At 57.1% G+C, this 14,206-nt stretch carries 14 protein-coding genes; 3 read left to right on the top strand and 11 right to left on the bottom strand.

Annotation, left to right across the window (positions count from 1 at the left end; all coding sequences use genetic code 11):
• Positions 1 to 35: 35 nt before the first annotated feature.
• Positions 36 to 1,481, bottom strand: a complete 1,446-nt coding sequence (locus tag BM181_RS00360; protein ID WP_075441396.1) for a DUF438 domain-containing protein — start codon at positions 1,479 to 1,481, stop codon at positions 36 to 38.
• A gap of 222 nt (positions 1,482 to 1,703) precedes the next feature.
• Here BM181_RS00360 and BM181_RS00355 point away from each other — a divergent pair, with 222 nt between their 5' ends.
• The 3 genes from BM181_RS00355 to BM181_RS00345 are packed head-to-tail and all read left to right on the top strand — an operon-like array spanning position 1,704 to position 3,781.
• Entirely contained in the window at positions 1,704 to 2,630 is a 927-nt protein-coding gene (locus tag BM181_RS00355) for a LysR family transcriptional regulator (RefSeq protein ID WP_075441394.1), read from the top strand.
• A complete protein-coding gene (locus BM181_RS00350; protein ID WP_075441392.1) occupies positions 2,612 to 3,199 on the top strand; it encodes a chromate transporter in 588 nt (195 codons plus the stop codon). The genes BM181_RS00355 and BM181_RS00350 overlap by 19 nt, the downstream gene beginning before the upstream one ends.
• A gap of 12 nt (positions 3,200 to 3,211) precedes the next feature.
• Positions 3,212 to 3,781: a chromate transporter gene (locus BM181_RS00345; protein ID WP_075441390.1), complete on the top strand. Its 570-nt coding sequence runs from the start codon at positions 3,212 to 3,214 to the stop codon at positions 3,779 to 3,781.
• A gap of 1 nt (position 3,782) precedes the next feature.
• Here the strand turns inward: BM181_RS00345 and cbiE are convergent, their stop codons facing one another.
• The 10 genes from cbiE to BM181_RS00295 form a co-directional block, all read right to left on the bottom strand.
• Complete coding sequence (gene cbiE / locus BM181_RS00340; protein WP_075441388.1) at positions 3,783 to 4,433, bottom strand: precorrin-6y C5,15-methyltransferase (decarboxylating) subunit CbiE; 651 nt, start codon at positions 4,431 to 4,433, stop codon at positions 3,783 to 3,785.
• Positions 4,415 to 5,527, bottom strand: a complete 1,113-nt coding sequence (gene cbiD, locus BM181_RS00335; protein ID WP_075441386.1) for a cobalt-precorrin-5B (C(1))-methyltransferase CbiD — start codon at positions 5,525 to 5,527, stop codon at positions 4,415 to 4,417. Before cbiD ends, cbiE begins: the two co-directional genes overlap by 19 nt.
• 78 nt (positions 5,528 to 5,605) lie before the next feature.
• On the bottom strand, positions 5,606 to 6,595 hold the full coding sequence (locus tag BM181_RS00330) for a lysylphosphatidylglycerol synthase transmembrane domain-containing protein (protein ID WP_075441384.1): 990 nt from the start codon (positions 6,593 to 6,595) through the stop codon (positions 5,606 to 5,608).
• Between the two features lie 35 nt (positions 6,596 to 6,630).
• A complete protein-coding gene (gene folE2, locus BM181_RS00325; RefSeq protein WP_075441382.1) occupies positions 6,631 to 7,419 on the bottom strand; it encodes a GTP cyclohydrolase FolE2 in 789 nt (262 codons plus the stop codon).
• A 28-nt stretch (positions 7,420 to 7,447) separates the two neighbouring features.
• Positions 7,448 to 8,092, bottom strand: coding sequence for a ribulose-phosphate 3-epimerase (rpe, locus tag BM181_RS00320; RefSeq protein ID WP_075441380.1), 645 nt, complete (start codon positions 8,090 to 8,092; stop codon positions 7,448 to 7,450).
• Entirely contained in the window at positions 8,089 to 8,997 is a 909-nt protein-coding gene (rsgA, locus tag BM181_RS00315) for a ribosome small subunit-dependent GTPase A (protein WP_075441378.1), read from the bottom strand. The genes rpe and rsgA overlap by 4 nt, the downstream gene beginning before the upstream one ends.
• A gap of 14 nt (positions 8,998 to 9,011) precedes the next feature.
• Positions 9,012 to 10,790, bottom strand: a complete 1,779-nt coding sequence (pknB, locus tag BM181_RS00310; RefSeq protein WP_075441376.1) for a Stk1 family PASTA domain-containing Ser/Thr kinase — start codon at positions 10,788 to 10,790, stop codon at positions 9,012 to 9,014.
• Between the two features lie 53 nt (positions 10,791 to 10,843).
• Positions 10,844 to 12,241 (bottom strand): peptidoglycan D,D-transpeptidase FtsI family protein, encoded by a 1,398-nt coding sequence (locus tag BM181_RS00305; protein WP_075441374.1) that lies wholly within the window; start codon positions 12,239 to 12,241, stop codon positions 10,844 to 10,846.
• Entirely contained in the window at positions 12,234 to 13,505 is a 1,272-nt protein-coding gene (locus tag BM181_RS00300; protein WP_075441372.1) for an FtsW/RodA/SpoVE family cell cycle protein, read from the bottom strand. The genes BM181_RS00305 and BM181_RS00300 overlap by 8 nt, the downstream gene beginning before the upstream one ends.
• Complete coding sequence (locus BM181_RS00295) at positions 13,502 to 14,206, bottom strand: Stp1/IreP family PP2C-type Ser/Thr phosphatase (protein WP_075441370.1); 705 nt, start codon at positions 14,204 to 14,206, stop codon at positions 13,502 to 13,504. The genes BM181_RS00300 and BM181_RS00295 overlap by 4 nt, the downstream gene beginning before the upstream one ends.

Genomic DNA, 14,206 nt, shown 5'->3' with positions numbered 1-14,206 from the left:
GCGTTTTCTGAATTTTTCAAGATTCGAGCCAACGATTACTTGCGCGGCGGGAATTTGGCGAGGATGTGACTACAGTCCTGTACGACCTCGACCGTGCCGATATAGCACTCGTCCGCATCATAGACGGCCATGTACTTCACCATGACTGGCTTGCCCATGATATAGCGGGCCACTTCAAGGGAATCACGTTTCTTCGCCTTGAAATCAGCCAGCAGATTCCTGACGACCGGAACGATCTGCGGCGGATGGCAATCGTAGACATCACGGCCCAGTGCTGCCTTGGGACGCGGAAAAATATTGCCTTCATTGATGAAGAAACGCAGCTTGTCGTTTTCATCGATAAACGTGATATCGACGGGCAGTAGCGACAACATCGCCCGCAGCTGCTTGACGGTGAGCTCGCCTGTCGGCAGCTGGATCCTGCCAGCAAGAATCTCCTGCTCGCTCAGCCGTTCAAGCTCAGCCGCTGCCCAAGCTTCCCCCTCCGGCCAGATAGCGGGCTCAGCCACAAATGCGATCCCCATCTCAGGGAAATCGCGGTAGACACGCTTCCACTCCTCCGCTGTGAAGTAACGCAGGCAAAGCGGGAAAAGGATGCGTTCTTCTTTGTAGATCATCTCCCGCGTACGCTGCGCCAAAGCCGCAATGCGTCCCTTGTAGATGCGCACATTGTCTTCATCTTCCTGCACAGCGCGCGTCAGCACGCCGAGTTCCTTCTTGATCTCATCATCGACGCCCCACATGACCTGCGACGGCCCTGTCACACCATAGTTGTAGAGCAGCGGCATCAGCAGCTCTTCCTTCTTGGCATAATGCGCCCGCACACCATGGAAAGCCCGCAAGGCCTCAACCACCACGCCAGTCTCCGGATTGCTGCCCTCACACTGCCTGGTGATGGTGTCAAGGACCTTCTCCAGCCCTGTGTTTTCTGCCCGCAGCAGGCTCAGCGGATGTCCAGCCGGCAAATCTCGGCCGGTAAAGTCCTCCATCTTGGCTGCCTGCGCCTTGAGCTCCTCCTTTATGACTTCGGCCTCCGTCCGGCCATGGAACATCGCTGCGTGCACATCGCAGAGCTTCTGTACCTGGCACATGGGTACACCGCTTTTTATGAGCTCCTGCTCCGCTGTCGCGATCTCCAGCGCTGATACGCTTGCGAACTCACGGACGAACTCTGCCCGCACAGACTCCAGCTCTTCTCCCTGGCTCAGACGCTCGATATAGCTGCGCAATTTTTCCTTGCGCGCTTCATCATCCGCATAGCCTGTAACCGTAAAACCACGCTCCTGCAAGACCGCAACAACTTTTTCCAGCGGCACACCCTTGACCGCGGCTCCGCGCGGCAGGGTCATGATATTGCCCATCACCTTCAAAGCCAGCGGATTCATGATCTTGTCAAAGCCCAGCTCTGCCAGGATATCCCGCAGCTCTGGATACATATTCACCAATTCACCTACCGTAAGGTTCAAATCGATTTTCTTCATAGCGGCTCCTTCTAACCCACGCATCATTCATCTTCTGCCTTTATTATAGCCATTCTCTCCGCCTGCGTCTGTTGCATTGGTTACACTTGCTCCTCCGCTATCCTTGTCCGGCAGCTTGCATTCCGGAGGCCGCTGCAGTATGATAAGACCAGAGTGATACGAAAAAAATATCAACCATTAGATGTATATATTGTTTTTGTATGGAAAGGATATCGTAATACTATGGACCTCAAGCAGTTGAAGTATTTTTTGACCGTTGTCGATGAACGGCAGATCACCGCAGCTGCCCGGAAACTCCACATGGCACAGCCGCCCCTTTCCCAGCAGATGAAATTGCTCGAAAGCGAACTGGGCACCGAGCTTTTCAAGCGCGGCCCCCATCATATCGAGCTCACAGCTGCAGGCCGCCTGCTCACCCGGCGGGCCCAGCAGCTGCTAGCCCTGGCCGATTCGACCAGCCGTGAGATTGCCGATCTCTGCCAGGGACTGCGCGGTACGCTTGCCATCGGCACCATCTCATCTTCGAGCAGTATCCTGTGGCATCCCGGCCTGCAGCGCTTCCAGCAGCAATACCGGGATGTCCATTTCGAGATCTACGACGCCAATACCTATCAGCTCATCGAACTGCTGGAAAAAGGCGTCATCGAGATTGGTATCGTGCGTACCCCCTTCAATGCCAGCCAGTTCCACTGTGCCTATCTTGAACCAGAGCCGATGATCGCCGCCATGACCGCAGGACTCGACTGGTGTCCGGGACGGGATACCATCGCGCTGCACGAGCTCGACCAGCGCCAGCTCATCATCTACCGCCGCTTCCATCGGGTCCTTGACGATGCGTTCACCGCCCAGGCCATCCAGCCGGAAATCTACTGCCGCAACGACGATGCCCGCACGACGATCCTCTGGGCCAATGCAGGCCTTGGCATCGCCATCACGCCGGCCTCGGCGGCCAATCTTGCCGCCCACGAGCAGCTCCATATCAAGAAGATCGACGAGCCATCGCTTGCTACGCGCATTGCCATCATCTGGCGGCGCGATGCCTATCTCTCAAATCTCGCCGAAAAATTCCTTGCCGCACTCAATATTCCGGCTGACGGTTCTAGCCAGCCACTCAATCAGGAGGTACACCTATGTCCAACGAAGAAATGAAATCCGTTGCCGCCAGCTGCCCCAACTTCTATTGGAAGCTCTTCCAATCCACCTTCCTCATCAGCGCCTTCACCGTCGGCGGCGGCTTTGTCATCATTCCGCTGCTGCGCGCCAAGTACGTCGATGAATACGGCTGGCTGACCGATAAGGATACCTTGAACCTTGTCTCCATCGCCCAATCGATGCCCGGTGTCGTTGCCGTAAACGCCTCGATCATACTCGGCTACCGCATGGCCGGCCTTGCCGGTACCCTCACCGCGCTGGCGGCGACGATCCTGCCACCGCTCATCACGCTTTCTGCCATATCCTGCGCCTACAGCTGGTTCGCCAGCAATCCCTATGTACGCTATGCACTCAAGGGCATGCAATGCGGTGCCACCGCTCTGATTGTCAACGTCGCTATCGATCTGTTGCAGAAGCAAGTCAAAAAAAAATTGCTGCTCCCCCTGGCCATCATCGCTGGAACTTTTCTCGCCAATTTCTTTTTTGATGTCAACATCATGCTGCTCGTCATCATCGACGGCATCATCGGCTTATTGTTCCTGCGTGACCAGAAGTACAGCAAATAAGGAGGTCTTGTCATGATATACTTGCTTTTGTTTTGGGAATTCGCCAAAGTCGCCATCTTCTGCGTGGGCGGCGGCTACGCTTCGATGCCCCTGATCCAGTCTGCCGTCGTCGACACCTATCATTGGATGAGCCTTGGCGAGTTCGTCGATATCTTCACAATCTCCCAGATGACCCCAGGTCCGATCGGCATCAACGCCGCCACCTTTGCAGGGCAGAAGATTGCAGGTTTTGGCGGGGCTGTCTGTGCCACCGTCGGCTTCTGCACACCATCGCTCATCATCGGCATCGCGCTCACGCGGCTTTTTTTCAGCTATGGAGATATCGGCGCGATCCGCGGCATCCTCAATGGCCTGCGTCCAGCCGTCGTCGCACTGATTGCCGCCGCCGGCATCAGCTTCATCGTACTGGCGCTCTGGAATACGGAAACGCTGCCCGCCGACCTCACGACAATCGACCCGCTGGGCATCATCATCCTCACAGGCTCGCTTGTTGCTGTACGCCGCAAGATCGGCGTCATCCGCCTCTTGGCCGGCTCCGGCATCATCGGGCTGCTGCTCAGCATTGCCCAGCAGTACATCTGATTCAGCCCTCGGCAATCAGGATGCCGCTTGCATAGGCAGGCAGCTCCATGGCCTCGCCGAGGCTGACCGTACGTATCTCTTCATCCGCATAGGACAGCCGCATGCAGATATGCAGCTTGGCATCCTTCGGCCACCCTTGCTCAATGAGCAAGGGTGGTATTGTTTTGGAGTTCTGCTCGCCATCGGTCAGCATCCCCAGGACAGCCCCCGGTTCATAACACAGCGCGGACGCTGGCGGACGGCGGCCGTGGAAGCTCACCAGCCGCGCATCGTGCCAGGGCAGCGCCAGCCGCGCAAAGGCCAGCTGCAGCGCGCTGATGCCAGGAATCACGGCAATCTGTTGCGCAGGGAAATTGCGCCGCAAGGCATCGAGCAACGAATAATAGCCTGGATCGCCGGAAACCATGACCACGACATCATGCTGGTGAAGTTCCCGCTCAATGAAGGCCATGACCCCTGCGATATCACGGGTGACAGCTAGCGTCTGCTGCCCGCTTGCCGCTGGTGCTGCAAACTGGGCCAAGGCCCGCCGTCCGCCGACCAGCGCCTTGGCCCCGGCAATCGCCTGTTTTGCCAGCGGCACCATATAATCGGGATTGCCAGGCCCGATTCCCGCGACAACGATCCTATGTTTTACTGCGGCAGTTTCCATCCGAATCCCTCCCCGATCTCTCTGGCCGTCGCATCCATTCCCAGCAGCTCACCAGCCAAAGTCACCATGACGGTACCGACCTTGAGCTTCTGGAAAAGATAACGCTCCGCCCGCAGGCTTGCACGCTCGGCCAGTCTTTGGCATACCTTTTCCTGCAAGCCTGCCTGCTGCAGCACGACGAGCGCGTCTTCGGTCGTCGTGGCAGCCAGCAGCTTACAGACCTCTGCCTGCGGCAAGCCTTCAGCAGCACCATACGCGGCCAATGTCTCCAAGCGGCCATCGGCGATGCGGTTATGCGTATAGAAGACGCCAGCCGCCACCTTGCTGAGCTTGCCAATATGGCCAAACAGCAACACTCTTTGGACCTTGCGTTCAGCCGCCGCCTCGAGCATGAAGCCGATGAAATTGCTCGTCTGCACCATTGCCGCCGGCGGCAGGCCCCAGCCAGTCGCAATGCGCTCCCCGATCTTACCAGGGACGAAGATCAGATCTGCAAAGCCTGCGGCTCTGGCCACATCAATCTGCGGCACCAGGGAATTCTTGAACCCTTCCTCCGACATCGGCCGCAGGACACCAGTCGTGCCGATGACGGAAATCCCTCCCTCAACGCCGAGTATCGGATTGAGCGTCTGCCGTGCCAGTTCCACGCCAGCGGGGATTGCAATCGTGACCATCAGCGCCACCTGATCCGTCCCGAGCACTTCCGCCACCACATTGCGTATGAGCTGCCGCGGCCCTGGATTGATGGAGGGTTCCCCTACGGGGACAGACAGCCCCGGCTTGGTCACCGTGCCAATCCCTTCGCCAGCCCGGAATACGATTCCGGGCTGCTCCTGCTCCAGCCGCCGCACCGTCGTGAATACCGACACACCATTGGTGATATCGGGATCATCGCCTGAAAATTTGACAACCTCAGCCGTCAGGCCTGCCGCTGTCCGCTCAACGGCCTTGACGGGAATGACTAGCTGCGTACCATCAAGCGCCGTGAGCTCGATCTCCTGCCAGCTTTCGCCGGCTGCAAACAACAGAGCTGCCTTGACGCCAGCTGCCGCACATGCACCAGTCGTATAGCCACTACGCAATTCTTTTGCCACTACTCTCACCTTCCTCAAATCTTTCTCCTAAAACAGCCCCACCGGTAAGACCAGGCATACCAGCGGGGCTGTCTTCTATCACTTGTTCAACTGCCTGTTAAGGAAGTCACGGCCGAACACCGTCAACGTATAGTAAAGACCGATCAAGAACGGAATGTATTCGGCAATCAGCCGCCAGCATACCGCGACAATGCCCACGGTACCAGCCGGGACTGTCTCACTGAAAAGCAGCACAAAGCCGCCCTCGGCGATGCCGGATCCCCCCGGCGTCGGCGTGAAATACAGCAGCATGTTCAGAAAGATCATGCGGCCCATGACTGTATACCAATCGGCATCCGTCACGCCGAGCCCCAATAGAAGGCACGGCACGATGGCATAGATGCAGAGCAGATTGAGTCCCGATTCCAGGAACACCAGCAGCATGCAGCGCGGTGCCTTGGACAGGAGGCTGATGGCACTCTTGGTATCCCGGTAGAAGGCAAAAAACTTGCGGCGCCGCTCATTCTTCATGCGCTTGGAACAACGGACGACCACGTAATCCAGATAACCACGCCGCGCGCCAACAATAATCGCCAAGATGACCGCAAAGGCCGTCAACGTGATGCCCATCAGTGTCTCATTCGACACCCCGGGAATGATGCCCGCATCGTGCATGAAGATAAAGGGCATGCAGAACACCAGGAACAGGATAGACAACAGCGTGCGCACTATGACCAGTACCGTCGCCTTGCCTGTCGGCACCCCTGCATGACGCAGGAACATCAGCTGGGCCACGGCACCACCCGTCGCCCCCGGCGTCAGCAGCGCCAAGAAATAATTGCCGAAAATGACTTGTACCGCTTGGTACAAGGTAATCTTCTCATTTGAAATTTTCACCATGTGCATCAGACGGCTGCCATCAAAGAACATGCCCAAGCTGACAGCAAGTATCGCCAATGCAATCGACCATGGCTGGAATTTGTCCAGATTCCGCAGCGTGTGGATATCGACCGTCGAATAGATGACAATGCCGGATATCACGAGGACGAGCAGTATCAAGAACAAAAACCGCTTGTAAAACTTATTCATGCAAACCGTCCCTCAGGATAGTTGTTTTCTCTCATTCAGACCAATGTTTCCTCATGCGCCGCAAAAGCACTGTGATTGTGGATGGACTCATAGTTCTCGCACTCGACGGAGAACCAGGCCAGCCCCTCGAGCTCACGCAGGTTCAGGACAACATCGCGCAGGATATCCTCAACAAACTTCGGATTCTCATACGCCGCCTCCGTCACGAATTTCTCATCCTCACGTTTGAGCAGCGGATAGATCGGCGACGAGCCCTGCTTTTCGATCAATGCGGCCAGATCCTCGATGTAGATGCAATCTACGCCGGACTTGAAGCGCAGCTGGATGCGCGCGACCGACCGCTGATTGTGTGCCCCATACTGCGAAATCTCCTTGCTGCATGGGCAGAGCGAAGTGAAGGGCACATCGACACCAAGCTGGAATTCGAGCTCCCCGCCCCTGCTCTTGCGCCCCGTAAAGCAGCAGTCAAGATCAAGCACCGATTTCTTGCCACTGACCGGTGCTGTCTTGTCCACAAAATACTTGAAGGACAATTCTACCTCAGCCGACTGCGCATCAAGATGATCGAGTGCCTCGGCTAACATCTTATCGATTTCCGGTTCTGCTACCGGCTTCTGGCTCCACGGCATCAGTATCTCCAGGAAACGGCTCATATGCGTGCCCTTATACTCACTGGGCAAGGCCACCGTAAAACGGATACAAGCCAGCACCTGCTGGAAGCCGCCATCCTTCGTCTTGATAAGGAATGGCAGATGTGCATCCTTGATACCGACACGCTGTATCGCAATCCCCCGGACATCGCCCCGGCTCTGTACGTCCTGCATTTCAGATTCTCCTTGTTTCTTCATAAGCTCAGCTGCGGATTGCCTGGATCGCCGCCGCAGCATCCTCTGCACCATAGATTGCCGAACCAGCTACGAGCACATTGGCGCCAGCCTCGCGCACGAGCTTGCTCGTCTCGGCATTGATGCCTCCATCGACCTCGATATCACAGGCAAAGCCCATATCCTTGATGGTATGGTACAGCATATGGATCTTATCGAGCTGGGACGCGATGAATTTCTGGCCGCCAAACCCTGGATTTACCGTCATGATGAGCACCATATCCACATCGGCGATAAGCTCTTCGATCATAGCCAGCGAAGTGCCCGGATTGACGGCGATACCCGCCTTGCAACCTGCGGCCTTGATCTGCTGGATGATGCGATGCGGATGTTTCGCCGCCTCGACATGGAACGTGATGATGTCTGCGCCAGCCTCGGCAAACGCCTCGATCTGCGTCTCAGGATGTTCCGTCATCAGATGGACATCAAAGACAGCCTTGGACGTCTTGCGCAGGCTCTTGACCACGGGCGACCCCAGCGTGATATTCGGCACGAACGTGCCATCCATGACATCGATATGGATATACTCGGCACCAGCATCGGTAACCTTCTTCACTTCATCAGCCAGATGCGCAAAGTCAGCCGACAGGATGGAGGGTGCAATCTTGATCATTTATATTCCTTCTTTCGTGCAATCTTTTGATTCTCTTTGATTTCTTCGTAGATGTTCACATATGCGTCGTAACGCTCCTGCGTGATAGCACCAGCTGCAACGGCAGCTTTCACCGCACAGTCCGGCTCATGCGTATGGCTGCAGGGCGCAAACCGGCAAGCATCAAGATGTGGCCGGAATTCGGGGAAATATCCTGGCAGATCCTGTATATCCAGCTCGGTGAGCTCCATCGCACTGAAGCCCGGCGTATCGACGATAAAACCGCCCGCATAGGGCAGAAGCTCCGCGACACGCGTCGTATGGCGGCCGCGCTTGATTTTCTCACTGACTTGGCCGGTCTGCAAGGACAGCCGTTCATCAATGCGATTCAGCAGCGACGACTTGCCGACACCGGATGGCCCGGCAAAGACTGTCGTCTCGCCCTGCAGCTGCTGCCGCAGCGCCTCGATGCCCTCCCCCTGTTGTGCCGAGACACGCAGGACAGGATAGCCGATCTGCTCATATGCTTTGAGGAATGCCCCTATGTCACCAGCATACAGATCCTGCTTATTGACGCAGATGACAATCTTCGGGATTCCCGACCATTCAGCCAATACCAGAAAACGATTCAGCAGCAGCGGATGGAGATCCGGCTGTGCCGGCGCAAAAGTCAGCACCACCTGCGTGATATTGGCCACGGCCGGCCGCTTGAGCAGGCTCGTGCGCGGCAGCTGCTCCTCAACCACACCACTGCCATCCGGCAGCCGGTCGATGCGCACGCGGTCGCCGGGCACCACACCGATGCTGCGCCGCGATTTCTTGAACTTCCCCCGCAGCTTGCAGGTGACAAGCTCCTGACCAGCTTCTGCCTCAGTCAGCACATAGAAAAAACTGTTATAGGCCTTGATGACTCGCCCTTCTTGCATGAACGTTCCCTTTCTCAGCGGCTCTTGGTTCCTTCTGTCGACCGCTGCACTGCCGGAGCCCCATTCTCCTGCTTATTGTTTTTCTTATCGCTGTCCTTCTTGCCCTTGTCCACAGACGCTTCGGCCACGACGAGATTGACGGCCGTGCCTTCTGCTATCGAGCTGCCGCCAGCTGGACTCTGGCTGACAACGGTCCCTTCTGCCTGCTTGCTGGGCTCTTTGGACACACTGCCGACATGGAAGCCTGCACTCGTGATAGCCTCCTTAGCTGCCTCCAGCGGCAAGCCAGTCACATCAGGGACAGAAACCTTCTTCTCTTTCTTGCCCTTGCTGACCGTGATGTCAACACTCTGTCCCTTGTTGATCTTGCTGCCAGCCCGCGGATCTGTCGCTATGACCGTACCGGCTTCCTCGTCCGAATTCCGCTCATAGATAGAGCCGATCTTGAGCCCCATCTTCGTGAGCTTCTCTTCCGCATCCTTGCGGCTAAGCCCCTTGAGATCTGGCATCTCCAGGCTTTCGCCGCCCTTGCTGACATAGATCGTGACCAGACGCTCCTCTTTGACCTTCGCGCCAGCTTCCGGATTCTGGGAGACAACCGTTCCTGCCGGCACGCTTGCATCATAAGTCTCAGCCACATTGACCCGCAGCTTCTTGTCTTCAAGGATCTGCCGGGCCAGCGTCATCTGTTTGCCGGTCACATCTGGCACCACAACCTCAGCCGTGCTCCAGAATTTGCCATAACTCATGAACGCTCCTGCGAAGAAGCCCATGACCAGTACCATGATAAGGCCGGCAATGAACGCCTTGGACTTGAAGATCGATTTCTCCTGCTCAGGTTCCTCATCCTCATACGACGCTGCCTGATGGCGTTCGCGCCGCGAGACAACCGGTTCAGCCGGCTCTTCTACGCGCGGCAGTACCTGCGTAGCAAAGGGATCAGCTGGTGCTGCCGATCCAAAGCCCTGTCCTGCCCCCAGCATCTGCTCAGCCTGCTGGATATCATGCATGAACTCCGCGGCCGCCGGACGCATGGCAGGATCCTTGCTCATAGCCCGCGCCACGATGGCCTCGACGACCGGCGGGATGGCAGGGTCGAGCTGGCGCACCGATACTGGCTCCTCCTGCAGATGCTTCATCGCGATGCTCACCGGCGTCTCTCCGGTAAAGGGCAGCGCTCCGGTAAGCATCTCATAGAGCACCACGCCCAGCGAATAAACATCAGACTTCGGGGTGATCAGCGTGCCCTTGGCCTGTTCCGGGGAGAAATAGTGTACCGACCCCACCACATTGCCCGTATAAGTCATCGTAGACTCCGTGACCGCACGCGCAATGCCGAAGTCTGCGACCTTGGCACTGCCATCCGGCATCATCAGGATGTTATGCGGCTTGATATCGCAATGGACCAGATTATTCGCATGGGCATGTGCCAGTGCCCGCGCGATGTCCTTGGCAACCTGCAGCGCATCGCCCACAGAAAGATGGCCTTCCTGCTTGATCCTGTCCTTCAACGTGCGGCCAGGCACGTACTCCATGACAATATAATGCGCGTCATCCATCACACCAACGTCAAAGATGTTGACGATATTCGGATGCGACAAGCGTGCAGCCGCCTGCGCTTCGCGATTGAACTTATTGATGAATTCCGTATCGCTCTTGAACTGCTCATGCAGTATCTTTACGGCTACGGGGCGATTGAGCAATAAATCCTGCGCCCTGTAGACATCTGCCATGCCACCGCCGCCGATCAGTTCCTGCAGCTCATAGCGTTGGTCTAATACACGCTTTATCATTAACTGTTCCTCCTAGACAAAAGTAAAATCTATCGAACACCCTGCATCCTTCTCTAATTCTGCAAGCTAAGGATCACCTTACGGGCAATCGGGGCCGCCTGGGTACCGCCGCCGCCACCATTTTCCACGATGATAGCAAACGCAATCCGGCGGTTGCGAAGCTCAGCCGAACCGATGAACCAGGCATGATCCTCGCCAGCCGCATTCTCGGCTGTACCGGTCTTGCCCGTCACACGCACACCGCTGACTTGAGCCGCCCGGCCCGTGCCCCTAGTGACAACATCTTCCATATAGCTGTCGATCTTCGCGGCCATCTCCGGCGTCGTGACCGTCAGCCATTTTTCGGGACGCGTATCCGCAATGACCATTCCGCCTGGCGTGATGACCTGCTGCACCAGATAGGGCTTCATCATCGTTCCGCCATTTGCATATGCAGCAGCCAGCAAGGCCATATGCATCGGCGTCACCAGCAAGGTGCTCTGGCCGATGGCCGTCTGCGCCTGATCGCCGCTGCCCAGCTTGCCGAAGTCAGGCAGATGCGGTCTGGCCATGAGTATCTCGCCCCCCAGCCCGCGGTCAAAGCCAAACCGTTCAAAACTCTTCTTGAGCTTGGCATCGCCCAGACGCATTCCCAGCGTGCCAAACGTGACGTTGCACGATTCAGTCAGTGCCTTGCGCAGATCCACTTTGCCGTGGACCTCGCCATGGCTCTCGCGGATGGAGTGGCCGCCGCCTACATCCAGCTCACCATTGCAGTCAAAGATTTCCTTCTCATCGGTCACACCCTCCGTCAATGCTGCATCGGCAATCATCGGCTTGATGGTCGACCCCGGCGGATACATGCCCTGCACCGCCCGATTCAGCAAAGCGCCATCGGCCTGCTGCGATAACTCTTTCCAATTGGCCTCGATATTGTTCGGATCATATGACGGTGCACTGACCATCGCCAGCACTGCACCAGTATCCGCATCGAGCACCACCACAGCGCCCTTGCGGCCATCGAGGCCATCATAGGCAGCCTGCTGGGCATCGGCTTCGATTGTCAGCCTGACGTCATTGCCACGCTCTGACTGGAATAACTGCGAGACAGCCCCCATATGGCTCAAGTCCTCGGACAGGCCCAGCAGTTCACGGTTGGCATGGCCTTCCACGCCAGCACTGCCGATATTCTCCCCATTGTAACCTGTCACGGCAGCCATAGCCGCTCCCATCGGGTAGCTGCGGCTGCCATCCTGCCGGTTCTGTGCCAGCACACGCCCCTGTGCATCCAGGATCGCCCCGCGCCAGATATCCGCCCGAGCCGCAGCACGGCGCATATTCAGCGAATTGTTGGCAAGGCCATCAGCCTCCCAAGTGGAAAGATAAACGATATATGCGGTCAAAAGACCTGTCAGCACCAACAGAATCGATGCCGCTTGCAGGATTTGCCGCTTGATTTTCCAATCAGCCATGTTCCTGCTCCTTTGATAATGATACTAATAAGCCCAGCAAGATAAAGCTGGATACCAGGGAACTGCCGCCATAACTGATGAACGGCAGCGTGATGCCGGTAAGTGGCAGGAACTTCGTAACACCGGCGATGATAATAAACGCCTGCAGAAGCAGCAGCGAACTGCAGCCAGCAGCCATCAGCGCTTCCTTCTCGCTGCGGCAGGCAAGCGCGGCTTTGATGCCCCGCCAGAAAAACAGCACATAGCAGACAATCAGCATCATCGTCGCAATCAGCCCCATCTCCTCAGCGATAGCCGCAAAGATGAAATCCGTGTGCACCTCGGGGATGAAGCCTGGATGACCGAAGCCAAAGCCAGTGCCCCAGATTCCCCCTGTACCGAAGGCGAACAGCGACTGCACGATCTGATAGGCCATGCCATTCGGATCCTGCCACGGATCCAGCCAGATGTCAAAACGCACGCGCACATGGCCGAAAGCCGCATAGCTGGCAGCCGCGGCAATGCCGATGAACGCCAGCGCCAAAAACGCATACGACTTGCTGCCAGTCGCCATATAGGTCATGAGTACGGCCATGCCAAAGAACAGCAAGGCTGACCCCAGATCCTTCTCTACCACAAACATCAAGACCGCCATGCCCCAGATGCAGATAAGCGGGGCGATGAAGCGGATAGGCGGCAGGCGCAGCAGCAGGAAGCGCCGCGAAGGCAGTGTCAGTACCCGCCGATGATCCGACAGGTACGAGGCAAGGAAAAATACCAGCAGGATCTTGCCAAATTCCGACGGCTGAACGGAAACAGGCCCCAAGACCAGCCAGTTCTTGCTGCCGCCGATCTCTGTGCCAAACACCAGGGGCAGACCAAGCAGGAACACACAGACAATCCCCAACAGATAAGGATAACTGAGCATCCGCCGGATGCGGCTCCAAAAGCGCAATACCAAAATCATCACGAACATCGCCACACAAAGCCACTGCAGCTGGCGGACGAGCAGTGATGGCTTGAGCCTGGCTATCTCAACGATGCCGACACTTGCCAGGGTCATAACGATCGGAAACAGGAACGTATCCTCATGCCGCCGGATGATGACTGCCTGGATGAACAGTGCCAGCAGGATCACACCGGCCAGCCACGGTATATAGGCCAGCGGCCCCTGCAGCACATCAGCCGTCAGCTTCGAGCCACCGGGATTCATCTTCAGGTAAAGCACGCTCAGGCCACATAGGACGATTCCCAAGGGTGCGGTAAGTAATCCCCAATTCTTCATGGGCCACACACCACCACGATTGCTGTGATATTATCACGGCCGCCACCAGCCAATGCCTGCTGGATGAGCTCTGCTGCCGGGTCTTCTCCCCCAGCACGGAGGATTTCCCCGATCGCATCATCATCGACGGCCTTCATCAAGCCATCCGTCGCCAGCAGCAGGATATCCTGCTGCTGCACGCTGAAGCGGCCTGTATCGACTTCAAGGTCAGCCTCGACCCCAACAGCCCGCGTCAGATAATTCCGTTTCGGATGCACACGGGCCTCGGCCTCAGTGATCGTGCCTTCCACCACCAAGTCTTCCACATAGGAATGGTCGCGCGTGACCTGCCGCAGCGAGTCGCCACGCAGCAGATACAAGCGGCTGTCACCGACATGGGCCCAATAGGCTTCATCGCCAGCCAGGTGCAGGACCGTGGCCGTAGTGCCCATGCCTTTGTAATCCGGATTTTCTTTCTCACAATCCAAAATGGCCCGGTTCCCCGCCAGCACAGCCTGACGCAGTTCCTCTTCCCCGATTGCTGCTACGCCTGACAACTGGCGGCGAACCGTATCCGTAAGCAGATGGCTGGCCACTTCACCGGCCACATGGCCGCCCATGCCGTCAGCCACCACATACGTCGAGGGCTCAAACACCACCGCACAATCTTCATTTCTCGGACGGACCAGACCAACATCGGTGGCCTCGTATACCTGAATCAT

Source organism: Pseudoselenomonas ruminantium (genome assembly GCF_900113715.1).
Classification (GTDB): Bacteria; Bacillota; Negativicutes; order Selenomonadales; family Selenomonadaceae; genus Selenomonas_A; species Selenomonas_A caprae.
Note: the sequence above shows the minus strand (reverse complement) of the source record. Positions and strands in the feature narration are given on the sequence as shown.